Source organism: Anabaena sp. CCY 9613 (assembly GCF_963920895.1).
Lineage (GTDB): Bacteria > Cyanobacteriota > Cyanobacteriia > Cyanobacteriales > Nostocaceae > Cyanocohniella.
In genome coordinates this window covers 1-18,285 of sequence record NZ_CAWUDE010000009.1, presented here as the reverse complement: position 1 = coordinate 18,285, position 18,285 = coordinate 1, and the positions used below count along the sequence as shown (strand labels likewise).

Here is an 18,285-nt window from a genome sequence, read left to right as displayed (position 1 = left end):
TCTAGAGCCTCAGCCCTATTCTAGGCGTGTTAAGCCAAAATTGGCTGTCCAATAGAATGCACTTTAATTAAACTGGTTGTGCCCGATTTACCAATTGGTACACCAGAGGTAATTACTACCTTATCGCCATGTTTTGCCAAACCCATTTCGACAACTGTGTTCACCACATTCATAAACATTTCTTCTGCTTTGTAAACTGGGGGAATCAGTAAAGATTCTACCCCCCAAGAAAGCGCTAATTGGCGATAAGCAGTTTCGTCAGGAGTCAGGGCAATAATCGGTGTAGAAGGACGATATTTAGATACTAATTGGGCTGTACTTCCCGAAGAAGTATTACAAAGAATTGCTCGAGCGCCAGTTTCGTAAGCTATTCTACACACCGCCTCTGCCACAGATTCGGTGACACTAAGATTACCTGCTTCATGGGACCAGGAATGTCTACTACCTGCTGGTAAAGATTTTTCTGTACACACAGCAATATCATGCATCATTTGCACAGCCGCAATCGGATATTCTCCCACAGCCGTTTCCCCAGAAAGCATAACTGCATCCGTACCATCCAAGATCGAGTTAGCTACATCAGTGGCTTCAGCGCGAGTGGGATCGGGAGCGCTAATCATCGACTCTAGCATTTGTGTGGCAGTAATCACCGGCTTACCAGCTTGATTACAACGGCGAATAATGTCCTTTTGAATCATGGGAACTTGATGGATTGGCATTTCCACCCCTAAGTCGCCACGGGCAATCATAATCGCATCTGCAACCTCAAGAATCGAGTTAAACCCTTCTACAGCCTCAACGCGTTCAATTTTAGCAATCAACCGCATCGCCGCCCCAGCCGCTTCAATCATCCGTCGAGCAGGTTCCAAATCTTGAGGCGATCGCACAAAAGACACCGCCACCAAATCCACGCCTAACTGGATGCCAAAACGCAAATCCATCAAGTCTTTTTCGGTGATCGAACTCACAGGTAAAGGAGTTTCTGGCAAGTTAACACCCTTATGAGTGGAAAGTAAACCACCAATTTTTACCAACGCCCGGATTTTATCAGCATCACGCTCCGTTACAATTAACTTCACGCGACCATCGTTAATTAAAATCGGTTCCCCTGGCCGCACCATTGCAAACAAAGTCGGCAATGGTAAAGGCAGTTCATCGATGCTTTCACCCTTGTCTTGCAAAACAAAAGTTACCTCATCGCCTGCTTCCACCTTCAGACCTGCCGGTGGTAAAGTTCCCAAACGAATTTTGGGGCCACACAAGTCTTGCATAATCGCAATTGGTTTTTGCTGTTCAGCGCTAATTTGTCTGAGATGTCGAGCAGTTTGGGCATGGAACTCATAAGCGCCGTGGGAAAAATTCAACCGCGCCACATTCATTCCCGCTGCTACCAAAGCTTGCAATTTTTCCGGTGCAGACGTAGCAGGCCCAACAGTACAGATAATTTTGGTTCGACGCATAAAGTTTAGGGGTTTTAAAATAGCCTGGGGTGAATAATTCGTAATTCAGCCCCATAACCTGCGACTATGGATGCTTTAGGCGATTACCTCACTTAATACATCCAAATTCGCCTGTGTTTCATATCACTCCTTTACTCAGTAAAAATGCGTTTTTATGCCTGAAAAAACAGGGGGCAGAGTATTCCTAGCCTCTAGCCTCTAGCCCCCAATTCATCAAGCCACAGCAGCAGTAAGTTGTTCTTTCTGTGACATCGATAACATTAAATCAACCACCCGATTCGAGTAGCCCCACTCGTTGTCATACCAAGCAACCACTTTAAAGAAATTAGCATTCAACTCAATTCCAGCACCTGCGTCGAAAATGCTGGAATGGGTATCACCCTGAAAATCAGTGGAAACTACTGCTTCGTCTGTATATCCTAATACTCCTTTTAATTCACCTCCAGCAGCTTTTTGCATCGCCGCACAGATTTCTTGGTAGCTGGTAGCTTTGGCAGTTTTAAAAGTCAAATCAACCACAGAAACATCGGGGGTGGGAACCCGAAAAGCCATACCAGTTAACTTACCTTTCAATTCTGGTAAAACCAATGCTACTGCTTTCGCCGCCCCTGTGGAAGAAGGAATAATATTTTGGGCTGCACCCCTACCACCGCGCCAGTCTTTTTTGCTGGGGCCATCTACAGTAGGCTGAGTAGCAGTCATGGCGTGAACTGTAGTCATCAACCCTTCGGTCAATCCGAAGTTATCATTGATCACCTTAGCAATGGGAGCTAAACAATTGGTGGTACAGCTAGCATTAGAGACAATTAAATCTTTGGCTGGGTCAAATAAATGATGATTTACACCCATCAACAGCGTTGGTACCCGCTCTGGATCTTTCGTAGGAGCAGAAATTATCACTCGCTTGGCACCCGCTTGCAGATGCTTAGAAGCCCCCTCATAATCAGTGAACAGCCCAGTAGACTCTACAACATAATCTGCACCCAATTTGCCCCAGGGTAAATCAGCCGGATTCCGCACCGACATACAAGGGATAAAATGCCCATCAATAACGATACCGTCTTCTTTCGCTTCTACTTTACTTCTCAACTGACCGTGAGTTGAGTCGTACTTGAATAGGTAAGCCAGGTTATCTGGTGGTACTAAGTCATTAATCCCCACAAACTCAATATTGGGGTTATTGATACCAGCACGCAACACAAGTCGCCCGATCCGACCAAAACCATTGATGCCAACTTTTAACTTAGTCAAGATTAAACCTCCTGTTGTGGGAGTGAAACAAAAGGCGCAAAGTAAAAGAACATGACTTTTACCCTTTACCTTCTGATCCTGACAGTCTTAACTAGCTAAGGCATATTTGCTTGGCATATTTTAAGGTTTGATCCACTCATTATTATTGGTGTAAATATAAAGTATCAATAATTCAAATATTTTTGATACTTGTAAAAATTAATATACCAATGAGTCAACTATGTGTTTTTTTATAAGTAAGATATGCAAATTTTGATTCCGTGTCAGTCGCTGATAATGCTAACCCAGGGTAACAAGTATGGCTAAAACTCAAAAATCGGAAAATGTTCCCAACGCAATGCAAGAAAAGTTCAATAGCATTGTGGCCATAACGGATGATTTTGCCAAACAACATTTAAACGATGAATATAGCCAGTTGATTCGATTTGCCACAGCCGCCCTGTGTCGCAAGAGACCATCGCCATTATCAAAGGGTAAGGATAACACTTGGGCTTGTGGAATTACTCATGCGATCGGTATGGTCAATTTTGTCTTTGACCCTTCTCAAGATCCTCATATTAGTGCCAAGGATTTGTACCAGTGGTTTGGTGTCAGCTCTAGCACTGGTCAATCAAAATCAAAACAGGTACGGGATACTCTGGACATGCATCAGATGGACCCTAATTGGTGCCTACCCAGTAAGTTAGACGACAACCCCATAGCTTGGATGATTTCTGTTGATGGATTTATCTTAGATGCCAGGTCTGTACCTCGACAAATTCAAGAAGTAGCATATGCACAGGGCTTCATTCCTTATCTTCCAGACAATGGCGCATCAGAAGATATTAGTGAAACGCCAGCATCACCCCAGGAACCAAAAGCAGTTAACACTTCTCCTCATGCTTTATATGTACTGGATGTATTTTTAATTGACGGCCCAATTACAGAGGAATTTATGGCTGAAAATTCAGTGGTATCTCGAACCATTGAGATTAAGGGTAGTAATACTTTGGCGGATCTGCATAAAATCATCTTTAAGGCATTCGACCGAGAAGAAGAGCATATGTACGAATTTCAAGTGGGAGGAAGTGGTCCGCAAGATCCCAATGCTAGACGGTATGGCTTAAAACAAGCATTTTCAAGTTCTGATTTTACAGAAGCGCCTACAGGGGATGTTGCTAGTACTACAATTGCTTCCCTGGGTTTATCTATTGATGATGCGTTTGGTTACTGGTTTGATTTTGGTGATGATTGGTGGCATCAGATTGATGTTACAAACGTTGTAGATAAAGCTCCATCAGGCAAGTATCCCCGAATTACTAAGCGAGTTGGGGCTAGTCCACCTCAATACGCAGATTTTGACTAGAAAAAGGCTAGAAAATTATCAGGTGCTATTGTGAGCGAGTATCAATACTACGAATTTTGGCATTAAGGCGATCGCTCAAAACTCATTAAGGCTTCAGCAACTGGTGTAAAATCTCAGTTGAAACCAACATAACAAGCATGGGCGGCAAATTAATTGTCTTTGAAGGGGTAGAAGGCTGTGGCAAAACCAGCCAAATGCATCTGTGTTGTCAATGGCTGCAAAATCTAGGTATTTCAGTAGTTGTTACGCGTGAACCTGGGGGGACAGAGTTAGGTTTGCAGTTGCGCCATTTATTACTAGATAAGAGCGAAAACAAACCAATTGCTGAATTGACAGAGTTACTTTTATATGCTGCTGATAGAGCGCAACATGTAGAACAAGAACTGAAGCCAAATTTAGCAGCGGGAAAATATATATTGTGCGATCGCTACACTGACTCTACCACTGCCTACCAAGGTTATGGACGGGGTTTGAATATGAGTTTAATTAATCAACTTAACTATATTGCCACTGGTGGTTTAAAAAGCGATTTAACTATCTGGTTAGATGTTGATGCTGAAGTCGGACTAGCTCGCAAAAGAGGAAATGAAGACGATTTCGACAGGATTGAACAAGAAACAATTGCTTTTCATCGCCGGGTACAGCAAGGATACTCAGAGTTAGCCGCATCGTATCCGTCTCGAATTGTGCGGGTAGATGGGAACCTAAGTCAAGAAGCTGTGCAACAAGTGATCCAGGAAATTTTAGGCGATCGCCTGCAATCTGGGAATTGATCTATGGTTCCTTTTTTGCCAACAGTCTCATTGAGAAATTTCTGATTACCTTAGCCAAATTACGAGGGTTCAACGGCTGTAGAAGTGTTGTGAATACGACCAACAGCGGCAAGCTTGGCAAAAATCTGGGCTGATAAAAGAATAAAATATAATAATGCTGTCATGAGTCGACTTACAATTGACTCATGATGAGCGATCCATTTGCACCACTTTTAGGGCAACCACAAGCCATAGAATTATTGACTCAGGCTGTAAAACACAGTCGGGTTGCCCCTGCTTATCTCTTTGTAGGGCCAGATGGCGTGGGTAGGAGTTTAGCCGCCCGGTGCTTTGTGGAATTGTTGTTTTCTAGTCAGACGCGTAATATTGATACTTTACAAAGTCGTTTGCGTCAAGGCAATCATCCTGATTTATGGTGGGTGCAGCCCACATACCAATTCCAAGGACAACGATTAACAGCAAAAGAAGCAGCAGAAAAAAAACTGAAGCGCAAAGCACCGCCTGTAATTAGACTAGAGCAGATTCGGGAAACTACTGAGTTTCTCGGCCGTCCTCCCTTGGAAGCACCAAGAAATGTTGTAGTGCTGGAAGAAGCACAAACAATGGCAGAAGCAGCCGCTAATGCTTTACTGAAGACTTTAGAAGAACCTGGACAGGCAACGATAATTTTAATTGCACCATCTTCTGAGTCTGTGTTGCCGACGTTGGTATCACGCTGTCAACGCATTCCTTTTTATCGTTTAGATACACAGTCTTTAACGCAAGTACTTACTCAAACCAACCATACGGAAATTTTGCAGCATCAGGTAGCGTTACGTATAGCAGCTGGTAGTCCAGGGAGTGCGATCGCATCTTATGAACAATTGCAGACAATTACTGATAATTTACTCCAAGATGTCACCAAAGCGCCTTCATCTTACCGCCATGCCTTGGAGTTAGGCAAAAAAATTGATCAAGAATTAGATACAGAAGCGCAGCTATGGTTAATCGATTATCTTCAACAATCCTACTGGCAGCAATGGCATCAACCAGGAATTATTAACCAGCTAGAAAAAACGCGTAAAGCCTTACTTTGTTATGCCCAACCACGCCTTGTTTGGGAATGTACATTCATCGCTATGTTCAAGGCTTTAAGTTAATTTTTATACTATGAACTATTCGAGCCTTGCTTGTACTTCATGCTATATATCTTACTTATTTTATAGGAAATTTCATATAAAATGGATGATAATCAGGATACTCAAGAAATTCCTTTACGACCTCTTGTTTGGATAGGAGACTCTCTCAAAAATATCCGCTCATTTCCTGAAGAGGTGCGTGCGTCAGTAGGTTATGCGCTGCAATTGGTACAAGCAGGAGAAACACCAATGGATGCCAAGCCTTTAAAAGGGATTGGAAGTGGCGTGTATGAAATCGTCAAACGCTACGATACCGATACTTACAGAGCAGTCTATGCAGTAAAAATTGGAGAGAAAATCTATGTCCTGCACGCTTTTCAAAAGAAATCAAAGCAAGGAATTAAAACTCCACAGGTTGATATTGACCTGATTAAACAACGCTATAAGGATGCGGTAGGTAGGGAGAAATAATAATGACACAGGAACAGGAACCCGTTTTTGAAGAAAGTAGTGGTAACGTATTCGCTGACATTGGTTTATCAAATGCAGATGAACTTTTTACGCGGGGTAAGATTGGGATTCAGGTACTGCGCCTTCTAAAACACCGTAACCTGAAACAGCGCGAAATCAGCGAACTTTTTGGCATTCCCCAGCCAGAGGTCTCTCATTTAATGAAAGGAGAGTTTCAACGGTTCAGTGAGGGTAAACTTCTCATTTTCCTCAAGCGACTCGATACAGAAATCACATTACATCTTCGTTCTCGTCATGAGCCGGGCCAGTCTGCTGAAACTGTGATATCGCTATAAAATTATGGGGGTCAATATCTTCTGGTGTTTACGGATGAGAAAGCAGATTTTGTAGAAGTTCGCCTAGAGGCGAACCAGCGCCGGTCATTCAATTTGGGGTTTGGAATGTTCACAAAACAAATCTCAAATCTGGAGACAAGACTGTCTGACAGCAGCGCTGGCTCATTCCTCCTTGCGACTTCTCTTAGCAACGCAGTAGCTCTTAACGCAGTGTCCTCTGGAGGGCGGCTTCTCGTAGAGTAGGGGCCTTCTCATAGGGTACGTGGCGAAACAAAGTACAGATGCGTAGATGAGCTGATGGTGGCTTTTCGTGGAGTAGAGTCAGTGGGGTTAAAGTGTACTTTGATAGATTTGCTACACGATTTCCGTTCACATTCAGTATAGTTAAGACTTTACTCAACCACTGATGCTGAGGCCCCCTCATTTGATGGAGGTAGGCTAGGCAATTCTAGACAGTATCCAGCACCATACACTGTTTTGATATAGCGAGGGTGACGGGGGTCTGGTTCTAGTTTGGTTCTCAAGTGGCGGATATGCACACGAATGGTTTCAATGTCATCATCTGGATCATATCCCCATACTTCTCGCAAAATTTCGCTAGGGGAAACTGTCTGACCATGACGTTGTAGCAAACAGTGGAGTAACTCAAATTCTAAGTGAGTTAATTTCACAGTTTCATTGAACCATATAGCCTCAAATCTTTCGGGGACAAGAGTTAAAGACCCATAATTGAGAATTTCGCTGTGTTTTGCGGCTTGGGGAATACGGTCAGTCCGTCGTAATAATGCCCGTACCCGCGCCAGCAACTCTTCTACTTCAAACGGCTTGGTGAGATAGTCATCTGCTCCAGCGTTGAAGCCTTCTACTTTATCCTGTGTTTGGCTAAGAGCAGTCAGCATCAGTACGGGAATCTCGGCCGTGCGGTCATCTCGGCGCAGGCGTTGGCAAACTGTAAATCCGTCTACTCTGGGTAACATCAGATCAAGCATGATCAAGTCAGGTTGTAGCTGGAGAGCTAGCGCTTGACCTTTGATACCGTCTTCCGCTTGGCTGACATCGTAGCCAGCCATTTCCAAGTTGACGGCAACAAGTTCTGAAATGGCTGGGTCATCGTCTATGACAAGAATCCTTGGCATTCTTAAAAAAAATATTACTACTGATTAAGGATAAATAAGAACCTTTGGTAGATACAAAGATTTCTGTCTTGATTATAAAAAAGATTTGAAACCTGACATAAACATTAAAACTGAAGGATGGTGTAATCAGAACTAAATTACCCGAAATTCGAGAAATGTTGTGTGACTCCGCCTACAATCCGGCTCGCTTTCTTAAAAATGGCATAGCAATGACCGTCTACACCTCTTTATGGGGAAGTCGTTATTGGCAAACAACAACTCCACATCCAGAACCGCAATACCATAAAACAGTTTTTATGGGCGCTCAGAGTGTGCCACTTTTTAGCTGGGTCGCCATCCCCGAAAATGCCCATAGTACAATTATTGGTACTTATGGCATTACAGGTGATCTGGAAGAAGAATGGTTTTTGCGACTCTTAGGGCGTAAAGCTTATGCCCAAGGATACGCTGTGGTGTTATTTGATTGGCGCGCCCACGGTAAAACGGCTGAATTATCTCCTACTTTGACCTCCGATGGCTTGTATGAAGGAGAAGATTTTGTGCGGATTGCGGCGGCGGTGGCGGCTATGGGATGCCCAAGTAAATTTTGGTTTACCGGGTTTTCCTTAGGAGGGCAATTAGCGTTATGGGGCTTGAAAGCGGCTACGGATTTACCCAAAACCCAGGAAAATTTAGGCATAAAAGACAGTGACATTGGTGGTGGCGTAGTCATTTGTCCGAGTTTGGATTCCCTGCGATCGCTTACTTATTTAGTTAGACAACCCGTGGGAAGATACTTAGAAAAGGCGATCGCCCGTAAATTAAAACAACTGGCATGGCGAATCCACGATGCTCATCCTGGCACAATTGACCCGGAAGCAATTAAACGAGCCAACAGTATCTGGGCTTTTGATTATGAACTGGTAATTAGCAGATTGGGTTTTCCCTCTGTGGAAGCATATTATGAAGCCAGCAGTGCCTTACAAATTTTGCCCCAGATATCAAAACCGACTCTAATTTTATATGCTGCCGATGACCCCTTGTTTCACCCAGACATCATCCCGGAGTTACAAGCAGCTTGCGCCAGTAATCCAGCACTAGATTTGTTACTTACCAAGTATGGAGGTCATGTCGGTTATTTGAGTAGCAAAGAAGGTCAGCAGCAAGCACAAGATCCTGATATCTGGTGGGCTTGGAATCGGACGTTACAGTGGTTAGAATACCAGCGACATCAATAACTGCTGTCTAGTTTCTTCTGTGTTGACGTTTTACCAGGATGAATAATGCTGCTGCACTCACACCTAATATCCAGCCGCCGGTAGGTTCAGGGATGCTGGTTTTTAAGGGATTATTGGGTTTGGTGAGGGTTTCTTTACCATCTTCTATTTTGCGGTCAAAGCGATCGCTTGCGGCTTCGGCTTCTTGGAGTAAGCGTCTTTGTTCATCGTTGACTAAAACCAACATGGAAGAATAAGGGCTAATGATCTCATATTTTTTGGCGATCGCGTGAATTGCATCTAAGCTATTAAGGTTGTCTAAACTGATTTGTTTACTCAAGCCTAAAATTAATTGACGGGCGGCTATTGGTTGTAAATCGGCTGTTTGTTGCAGATTATTGACTTCTGCGGTTTTTTGACCATACCAAGCATAATCATCTGCCACACTAACTACAGAGTCACCTAATGCTGTTTTTGTGGCAATTCTGCGTAATACCTCGGCGATATCTTCTGAAACTCCACCGCCACTATCTTGGATAGATTTAATGATTCCGTCGTTGTAGGCTGCGGGTAACCCACCTAAATGCACCATCCATAAAGGTGCAGGTGAGACAACAACAGTCTTATTCCGCCGTGACAACTCATAACTTCCCTCATCACTCACCAGTAACACTGCATCATAGGCTGTGTCACCACGCAGTTGATTAAACTGTTCCAACATTTCCTGGGGTTGAATTGTGCCATAAAAAATAGTTTTTTCGGCTTTGAATTGTTGGATATCATCTAGCCGTTGAGGTGCTGCACCTTTAGCGACACTGATGTATAAATCGGCATCATTATTAGTTAAATCTTTGTCTGCAAAACCGTGCTGTTTCAACCACTTCCCAGTTTGCGATAATTCCTTAATATGGTTACCCATACTGCGAGAAGTATCCAAAACTAAGGCGATGCGTTGATTTTTAGGTAATGCGTAATCTTTTGAAGATAAAGGCTTAATGACAATGCTCTCGTCATTTTCTAAATTTACTTTATGTAGTGCAGGTTGAATTGCACCACTGGCGGGGATAAATGTTTCTAACCAAGCATCTTGTCGCCAGTTGATAACTTTACCGTTGCGGGTGCGTTTAGTATCATTAGTCCAGAAAATATTGCGTTTTTCCCCTAAATCGGGCATCGCCCAACCTTTATCTTGACCCATCACCTGGTAAGTTAGCCATAGATGCATTTCTGTAGGGCGTGGTGCTTCTCCTGAAATTTGTTGCACATTATTGGGAGGAATAGGAAAAGCCCGCAGGCGATAATGTCTTGGCCCTACTTGTTCTAGTAAAGCTGGATCTACGGGACGTTCCCTTCTCACCTGGGAATTATAAACTTTCTGGGCAGCACCGCGAGGGGAAACCACAAAGGGGAAACGTTGGGATAGTTGGTTATTATCTCCTAACCATAACCCTGTAATTACAGCGCTTTCAGGTAAAGAAAATGAATAAAAAACTTCTTGAACTTCGGGAGTTTGATTTTTGTAAACTTCGTATAATTCCACATCAGCCCAATCACCATGTTCTTTGACGGTAACTTGTTGTGATGCTAACCAAACTTTTTTCTCGTTGATATTCAATAAACCAGCTTTTACTTCTTGCTGGTTAAAAGTAGATTGTACAGCATGAGTTACTGCTGCTTTTTCAGATTTTTGTAAGGGGGTATCAAAAAAATCTGCATAAAGTTTTTCGGCTTTGTCAGCATCTTTGCCTGAACCTTGATATAAAAAGGGTGACATCAAGAAGTTGTAGCCATTTTGAATGTTATGAGCTACAGATTTATCTAAGCCTAGTACCTGCTGATACATGGCACTAATATGATTATTGTCTTCTTTGCTGCTGAGGTAACGATAAGAAGATAAATAAGCGTTGACTAAACCATCACGAATTTCATTTGATTTGGTTAAAACAGTTTGGCGGGTTTGCTGAGTACTAGGAGTATTAGCTAATAGTGAAAAAGCCAAAACTTGTGGCTGTTGTTGTAGGGATAAAAAGCTAACTGCAAAAGCGATAAAAACAGTAGTAGCACCAGCTAAAGTTTTTTTGATCCCGTATTTTTTGGCAAAAACTTGTAAAAACCTAGAGCCAGAATGCATATACATTGCCGCTAGTACAGATGGCATTAGAATAAATAAAGTGGCACTAAAAGCAAACATAATTAGCGAAAGACTGAGAACCCATAACCCGCTAATTAAGGAACCATAACTCAACACATACCATAAACCCTTTAGCCACTCAAATTTAATAAACTCTTGCACTAAAAACACTGCTAAAGGCAAGGCGTAAAATAGTAAAATAGTACCTGCATAGATGCCGAATAATAGCATTAAACTATGCGCTACCATTTGTGCCCATTTCAGAGCATTTTTTTGTCTGGAAGCATAACCAAAAAATAATTCTCCACAAAATGCCGTAATACATATTCCAATCGTGGCAAGAATCTGGGTACTAGCGGGTGTCAACTCCCGAATTACAAATAAACGCAATAAACACAACAAAAAAAGTGGTGCTTCTACGCCATAAAATAAACGGAGAAGTTGTAGGGGTTGTTTGCTTAAAAATTTACCACCAATCATTGTCGAGACTGTTGGTATAGCAATTAAAGCAACTAAAGTCAGAGAAAACTCGGCTGGAATATCGCCCTGTAACGTACTTTGGAATAGTGGCACAATTAGCCAAGGTAATATTCCAAAATAGACAAGTATTAAAAATGTTAAATTCCACAGCCAAAATATAGCGTAAAAAGTAGTATTCCAGAAAAACTTCACAGCCTTATCTCCTCCTACCAGTAGTCATTACTGCTGCTACAAAATTTAGATGGTGTATTTCCAATAAGTAATAGAGGAATCACCAAAAAATTACAATGTACATCAAAAATTCAATGTAAATTTATAATTCCCCAAAAAATGCCTGAAGTTGGAAAGACAACACACTTCATAAAGATGAAGATTAGATGAGAATGGATGTAGTAATATCAATCTAGTTGATAGTTAATTTATAATTTCAAATTGGGTGGTTACACATAAAAATTTGGGTGCTTGTACCATTCATCAGAAACTATTGGTCACCAGGAAAATACGAATATGAAGTTATGTATTATTTTTGCTGGAGTGCGAATTAGCTGAATATTAGTGTCATAACCGAATCGTAGGTTATCGCTAACCTGGTATTAAACTAATCATTATCCGTAGTTAATGTTGGTCTAATAAATTCTCAGCGTAATGCCGAATATTTACGCAAGAGAGAGATTAACTTTATGCCATTTTCACGACGGAAATTTTTAACCTTAGCTGGCACAAGTGCAGCTACAGTGACTATGGTTTCACCCCTAGAAGCCTTTTATGCCAAGGTTGCCCGTGGTGAAATGCCTAACAGTACTGGCTACGGCATCCTGGAAGAAAAACTGCCAATCAACACTGCTGCACTTTCTGCTGACTACAGAGGAATACCCATTTTGAAACTTCCTCGTGGGTTTAACTACACTGCGTTTTCAATTACTGGTGATCAAATGGATGATGGCTTTACCGTGCCATCTAATCACGACGGTATGGCTGCGTTTCCGGGAGCTAACAACACAACAATCCTGGTTCGCAACCACGAGTTAGGTACTTCTGCCTCAAATCCAGTTCTTGGTTCACCTCGATACTCTACAGGCGCTCAAGGTGGAACTACCACACTGGTAGTCGGCCCTAACCGCCAACTTATCAAGCACTTTAATTCTTTAGGTGGAACTATTCGTAACTGTGCAGGTGGCCCCACACCCTGGCGGACATGGATTAGTTGCGAAGAAACCTTCTCTACCAGTGCCAACATGACTAGTTCTGGCACTATGGAAACCATCAAGCATGGTTACAACTTTGAAGTTATTGCTGATCCTAATAGCGGTTTGGTAAGCCCAGTTCCCTTGATAGACATGGGACGCTTCAGCCATGAAGCTGTGGCTGTAGACCCCAGAACTGGTTATATCTACGAAACTGAAGACCGTGGTGATAGCTGCTTCTATCGGTTTGTGCCTAACGTTAGACCTAGTAAAGTAGGTGACTTGGCTCAAGGTGGCAGTTTGTATGCCTTACAAGTTAGAGGTGCAAACAACTTTGCCTTGAATACGACCAATAATCCTAATCTTGGTGGTCAGTTGGGGCTAATTAAGGTTGGTCAAACACTCCCAGTAGAATGGGTCAAAATTGATAATCCAGATCCAGAGGAAGATACTGTTCGTGTTGAGGCGCAAAGTAAGGGTGCAGCTATCTTCTTCCGTGGTGAAGGAGCTTGGTATGGTAATGGATTAATTTACTTCGTCGCTACTCAGGCTGGGCCTCCAGTTTCTGCTGCCAGCAACGCCAGAGGTAATGGTCAAGTTTGGGCATATGATCCTGCCAAAGAAGAGTTAACCCTTGTCGTGGAAGCATCTCCTAGTGGTAATTTTCTAGATGAGCCAGACAATATTACTGTTGCTCCCTGGGGAGACCTTTTTCTTTGCGAAGACGGTGGTGGAGTGCAATATGTTGTGGGCGTTAACCAAGACGGTGAAGTCTATCAGTTTGCGTTTAACAATCTCACTAACAGTGAATTTGCTGGCGCTTGCTTCTCTGCTGACGGTAGAACGCTGTTTTTCAACATTCAATCTCCTGGTATTACACTTGCTATCTTTGGCCCCTGGAATCGTCGGAGATAAAAAACCGGGTTGTTAGAGATAAAACCCGGAATCAATACCAATTGAATTAAGTATATTATTACAAACTTGAGCTAATTTTTGGCTCAGGTTTTTTGTTACAAATAAAGAGAGGACTAAAGTCCTTACTACAAACTTATAAAAGCTATCCCTTGAATAATCGACTTTTACTAAAGGAAAAATTACTAGCGAGGTTAAAGGAGATACGAACCGATGGTTCTCCTGTGACTGATTTGCAGCTAGATAAAGCTGTAGCAGCAGAAATTGAACAATTGACAACGGAACTCGAAGAACTAAATCCTCACCCCAAGCCTTTGCTCTACGCTACTTCTATGTTAGATGGCGCTTGGCAACTGCAATACTCTACAGCTAGAGAAATTCGGTCTTTAGATTCCCTACCATTGGGATTACAGTTGGCTCAAGTCTATCAAGTCATTGATGTTGCGAATAAAGGATTTTTTAATTTAGCTTTTGTTAAACATTATTTTGGGCTACTGTCAGGATATGTGAAAGTCACAGCTAGCTTTGCACCAGCTATTGATAATTCATCGCCGCTTCCCAACAAACGCCTTAATGTGAATTTTGACAAACGCTATCTGGCAATTGATAAAATTATTGGTATTGATACTCCCCAATTCAATCCATTTAAGGTAGTTCCAGCAAATAATCCTCAAGGCAGAATCCCCACTCTTGATATTACTTATTTAGATGAAACTTTAAGAATTGGACGAGGAGGCGATCGCAGTTTATTTATTTTGAGTAAATCCCATAATTTTCAGGATGTTAGTAGCAATGTCACGCCTCCTCTGGGTTGAGTTGTCTTAACTCATCGGTGGTGTATGAACCAATGGGACTCCATAGCAGATAGGGTAGAAGTAAGAGTGTAGCTAGTTTGGAAATTGGTAAAACACAGATTGCCAAGACAATACCCCCAATCAAACCAGTTAGCCCAATTATTTCTCCTGTTTTGAGACTGCGAAATCTCAGCATCAGAGGAATGTAGGAAACTGTGATAATTTCCAGCAAAATGTACAAACCCATGATTAACCAGGTAATTGTACTTCCGGGATTTTTTTGCCAGACAATATCAGCTGAAGCTGCACCGCAGATGAAAATCACAGTCCAAATAAGGGGAATAAATGGTTCAAATATTAACCATCGGGGACGACTTAATTGTGCAAACCATTTGACATCACGGGGTGTGATGAAAAAACTACCAATTGCTATTAAAAATGTTACCGCGCCAATCACCATCCAAGATGAAATCATAAATCATTCTTGATTAATTACTACTGTCAGTTTGGCAATTGATGGCGGTGGCTAGAATCATCCACTAGTCAGAATCTTAAGTCAGACAATCTAATCTGTTTGCTGTAGTTTAATTCTTACTTGAGGGGGAGTGGGTTGGGTTTGTTTCGCGCAAAGGCGCAAAAGAGAAATTAATTTTTCAATTTTTCACCCCGAATTGCATAATCTAACAACTCCATTGGGTGGATGACGGCGATGTTTTTACCTTGCAACTGTAAATGTTTGGTAATTTGCAATGTACAACCGGGATTAGCAGAAGCAATTAATTCTGCACCAGTGTTTAATAAATTTTGTACTTTTTGCTGACCTAATTCTTCAGCTATTTCCGGTTGCAGCATATTATAAACACCAGCACTACCACAACATAAAGCTGCGTCTATGGGTTCGCTTAATTTTACTCCAGGAATTTGCCGTAACAGTTGACGTGGTTGGACGCTAATCTTTTGACCATGTAATAAATGACAAGCATCTTGATAAACTAAATTTAAAGGTTTATCTGTTAATGGCGATAATTTGGCAGTCAAACCTACTGTTGCTAAAAACTCTTGAGCATCTTTAACTTTAGCCGCAAATGCTTGGGCTTTTTCTCGATATTCTGGGTCATTTTCTAAGATGTGACCATATTCTTTTAAAGTATGACCACAACCAGCAGCATTGATGATCACAAAATCTACATCGGTATTGACAAAACTATCAATCATTTGCCTAGCTAAAGCCTTGGCTTGTTCCGTTTGTCCTTGGTGTTCTGGAAGCGCCGCACAGCAACCTTGAGATTTAGGAATTACAACTTCACAACCATTAGCTGTTAATACCCGCACTGTTGCTTCATTAATAGGCGAAAAAAATAACCGTTGCACACATCCTAAAATTACACCGACGCGGTAGCGCTTCTCACCTTGGGCGGGAATTATATCTGGTAAATTATCTTGAAAAGATTTGAAAGTAATTGTGGGTAGAATTGATTCCATTGCAGCCAATCGGGGAGATACTTTTTTAAGTAAACCTGTAGCCCGGACTAACTTTGGTAAACCTAACTTTTGATAAACCAACAAAGGAACCAGAAAAAATCGTAATAAATCAGGATTAGGAAACAAAGAAAATATCAGTTGACGAATTATCCTATCTGGTAAACTGCGGGGATAATTGCGTTCAATTTGGTGACGAGTAGCTGAAATTAACTTGTCATATTGCACACCAGAAGGACAAGTACTCACACAAGCTAGACAACCCAAACAAGAATCAAAATGTTCTACAGTTGCCGTATTCAAAGCAATCTCACCCTCATTAATCGCATCCATTAAATAGATACGTCCTCGAGGCGAATCCATCTCTTTACCAATTACCCGATAACTCGGACAAGTGGAAAGACAAAATCCACAATGCACACAACTATCAATCAACTTCGGATCAGGCGGATGATTAACATCAAACCCCTTTAAATTTTTGATACTAGCCGTATTATTTACAGAATTATCAGAAACTTGCATCTTATTCTTTTCCCCTCTTAACTTCGCGTTCTTCGGACCTTTATGGTTCTTTTTTCTTAATTGCTAAATCCCACCCACAAAACGACCAGGACTCAAAATATTCTTACTATCAAACTGCGCCTTAATTTGACGCATCACCTGCAAAGCATTACCAGTGTAGCCCCAAACATCAATCTCTTGTTTAACCGAATTTGGTGCTGTTAAAACACTCAAAAAACCTTTATTATTTTGCAAGCGATCGCGTATCTTTAAAACCTGGCTCAAACTCTCACACTGCAACCATCCCAAACCACTCGCATTGTGAATTAAACCCATTTCTGATTGATGCAAAATCTCCACAGCCGCAGTCGGTAATACTCCTATTTTGCAGGTAATTGCCGAGTCTGTGACAGAATTATCCATTAGTTCTCGCAATCTCTGCCATAGATAGCCTTCATCTTCTTCATGATAAATTGTCCCTACTAAACCCAATTGTTCTCCTACTGCCAACAATCGATTTGACTGTTCCTTAACACTTTCACTAATACTTTGAAAACGTACTATTAATCCCAATCCTGTATTCAAACCTAACTGAGAAACAAGTTGAGTGGATAGCAAATCAGCCTGAGTTGGTGTTAAAGCCGAATTTCGCAGAGTCGCCGCAACTTGGGAAATAGCCTCTGCTTTACCTGTCAGTACTACTGTACCAGAAGCTTCCGGTAGTGGATACACACGAAAAGTTACTTGACTAATAATTCCTAATGTGCTGTAAGAGCCAGTAAATAACTTCATCAAGTCATATCCAGCAACATTTTTAACTACGCGTCCTCCAGCTTTGGCAATTTGTCCATCAGCACGGACAAAAGTCATACCTAATAGTTGGTCACGTACACTACCATAACGTTGTCTGAGGGAATTTGTATCACCTGTAGCGACAATACCGCCAATAGTTGCTAATTCGGGTTTGCAGGGGTCGAGGGCGAGAAATTGCCGCGATTTTGCCAAAATTGCCTGGAGATGAGAAAACTGCATCCCGGCTTCGACGGTGACAGTTAAATCACCAACGGCGTGTTCAATTAATTGATTGATGCGTTCTGTGCTAACTACAATATCAACGCCTTTGATTAAACCACCCCAGTTGATTTTACTGCTTTTACCACAGGGGAGAACGCGCCAGTTGTTACGGTGTGCTTCGGCAATGACTGCGGCTAGTTGTGCTTGGGTGCGGGGATAGACAACACAACTGGGAGAATTTACAGATGCGATCGCCTCTGGTGCTGCGCTCTGCGCGATCGCTTGTTGGATATGTTGTCGCTGGCTGAGTTCGAGATTTTCCCAAGGATAGATAGCATTTTCTTCGTCGATAATAGATGCAAGACAAGAGGTGTAAAAGCTCGGCGGCTTGTCGTTAGACATCGCGTTCATCAGTTTCTGTTTTTTTAGTCGCTATATTTAATTTACGAGGATAATTGACAAAAATTCATGTATGAATAATAAACAGAAGGATATATTTTTTCAAATTCATCAAGGAATACCCAGAGAAGGCCCCGGCGATTTTGAATCCACAAAAAATGCTTTTTTAAAGATGGTTGATTTGCCACCACATCCTAAAATTATCGATATCGGTTGTGGCCCTGGTTTGCAAACTTTAGATTTAGCCAGCTTGCAGGGTAAGAGCATCTCAATCAGGCTTGACACAAGGAATCAGAAGAATCTAAA

The 18,285-nt window shown here is 42.0% G+C and carries 15 protein-coding genes and 1 pseudogene; 9 read left to right on the top strand and 7 right to left on the bottom strand.

What is annotated here, in order from left to right:
* Positions 1-29 precede the first annotated feature (29 nt).
* Entirely contained in the window at positions 30-1,460 is a 1,431-nt protein-coding gene (gene pyk, locus ACM0OT_RS12320; protein ID WP_414564632.1) for a pyruvate kinase, read from the bottom strand.
* Positions 1,461-1,673: 213 nt separating this feature from the next.
* Positions 1,674-2,711, bottom strand: coding sequence for a type I glyceraldehyde-3-phosphate dehydrogenase (gene gap / locus ACM0OT_RS12315; RefSeq protein ID WP_414564631.1), 1,038 nt, complete (start codon positions 2,709-2,711; stop codon positions 1,674-1,676).
* Between the two features lie 298 nt (positions 2,712-3,009).
* Between gap and ACM0OT_RS12310 the strand changes: the two genes are divergently transcribed.
* The 5 genes from ACM0OT_RS12310 to ACM0OT_RS12290 all read left to right on the top strand — a co-directional run bounded on the left by ACM0OT_RS12310 (position 3,010) and on the right by ACM0OT_RS12290 (position 6,753).
* Positions 3,010-4,056 (top strand): plasmid pRiA4b ORF-3 family protein, encoded by a 1,047-nt coding sequence (locus ACM0OT_RS12310; protein WP_414564630.1) that lies wholly within the window; start codon positions 3,010-3,012, stop codon positions 4,054-4,056.
* A 137-nt stretch (positions 4,057-4,193) separates the two neighbouring features.
* Positions 4,194-4,829, top strand: a complete 636-nt coding sequence (gene tmk, locus ACM0OT_RS12305) for a dTMP kinase (protein WP_414564629.1) — start codon at positions 4,194-4,196, stop codon at positions 4,827-4,829.
* A 185-nt stretch (positions 4,830-5,014) separates the two neighbouring features.
* Complete coding sequence (locus ACM0OT_RS12300; RefSeq protein WP_414564628.1) at positions 5,015-5,968, top strand: DNA polymerase III subunit delta'; 954 nt, start codon at positions 5,015-5,017, stop codon at positions 5,966-5,968.
* Between the two features lie 81 nt (positions 5,969-6,049).
* Positions 6,050-6,418, top strand: coding sequence for a type II toxin-antitoxin system RelE/ParE family toxin (locus ACM0OT_RS12295; protein WP_414564627.1), 369 nt, complete (start codon positions 6,050-6,052; stop codon positions 6,416-6,418).
* A 2-nt stretch (positions 6,419-6,420) separates the two neighbouring features.
* Entirely contained in the window at positions 6,421-6,753 is a 333-nt protein-coding gene (locus tag ACM0OT_RS12290) for a helix-turn-helix domain-containing protein (protein ID WP_414564626.1), read from the top strand.
* A 392-nt stretch (positions 6,754-7,145) separates the two neighbouring features.
* On the opposite strand, the gene ACM0OT_RS12285 is transcribed toward ACM0OT_RS12290, so the two are convergent.
* A complete protein-coding gene (locus tag ACM0OT_RS12285) occupies positions 7,146-7,889 on the bottom strand; it encodes a response regulator transcription factor (RefSeq protein WP_414542993.1) in 744 nt (247 codons plus the stop codon).
* A 155-nt stretch (positions 7,890-8,044) separates the two neighbouring features.
* Here ACM0OT_RS12285 and ACM0OT_RS12280 point away from each other — a divergent pair, with 155 nt between their 5' ends.
* Complete coding sequence (locus tag ACM0OT_RS12280) at positions 8,045-9,106, top strand: YheT family hydrolase (RefSeq protein WP_414564625.1); 1,062 nt, start codon at positions 8,045-8,047, stop codon at positions 9,104-9,106.
* A 7-nt stretch (positions 9,107-9,113) separates the two neighbouring features.
* On the opposite strand, the gene ACM0OT_RS12275 is transcribed toward ACM0OT_RS12280, so the two are convergent.
* Positions 9,114-11,888, bottom strand: a complete 2,775-nt coding sequence (locus ACM0OT_RS12275) for a TIGR02921 family PEP-CTERM protein (RefSeq protein ID WP_414564624.1) — start codon at positions 11,886-11,888, stop codon at positions 9,114-9,116.
* Between the two features lie 488 nt (positions 11,889-12,376).
* Between ACM0OT_RS12275 and ACM0OT_RS12270 the strand changes: the two genes are divergently transcribed.
* Entirely contained in the window at positions 12,377-13,795 is a 1,419-nt protein-coding gene (locus ACM0OT_RS12270; protein ID WP_414564623.1) for an alkaline phosphatase PhoX, read from the top strand.
* A gap of 149 nt (positions 13,796-13,944) precedes the next feature.
* A complete protein-coding gene (locus ACM0OT_RS12265) occupies positions 13,945-14,607 on the top strand; it encodes a PAP/fibrillin family protein (RefSeq protein WP_414564622.1) in 663 nt (220 codons plus the stop codon).
* Here the strand turns inward: ACM0OT_RS12265 and ACM0OT_RS12260 are convergent.
* From ACM0OT_RS12260 to ACM0OT_RS12250, 3 genes are all read right to left on the bottom strand, one after another.
* Positions 14,588-15,061: a TspO/MBR family protein gene (locus ACM0OT_RS12260; RefSeq protein ID WP_414564621.1), complete on the bottom strand. Its 474-nt coding sequence runs from the start codon at positions 15,059-15,061 to the stop codon at positions 14,588-14,590. The two genes, ACM0OT_RS12265 and ACM0OT_RS12260, sit on opposite strands and share 20 nt — an antisense overlap.
* Before the next feature lie 170 nt (positions 15,062-15,231).
* Entirely contained in the window at positions 15,232-16,587 is a 1,356-nt protein-coding gene (locus tag ACM0OT_RS12255; RefSeq protein ID WP_414564620.1) for a (Fe-S)-binding protein, read from the bottom strand.
* Positions 16,588-16,650: 63 nt separating this feature from the next.
* Positions 16,651-17,991 carry an FAD-binding oxidoreductase gene (locus ACM0OT_RS12250; RefSeq protein ID WP_414564619.1) on the bottom strand — a complete coding sequence of 447 codons (1,341 nt, stop codon included), beginning with the start codon at positions 17,989-17,991 and terminating at the stop codon, positions 16,651-16,653.
* Between the two features lie 61 nt (positions 17,992-18,052).
* Here ACM0OT_RS12250 and ACM0OT_RS12245 point away from each other — a divergent pair.
* Positions 18,053-18,285, top strand: a pseudogene (locus tag ACM0OT_RS12245) (hypothetical protein); the annotation flags it as partial.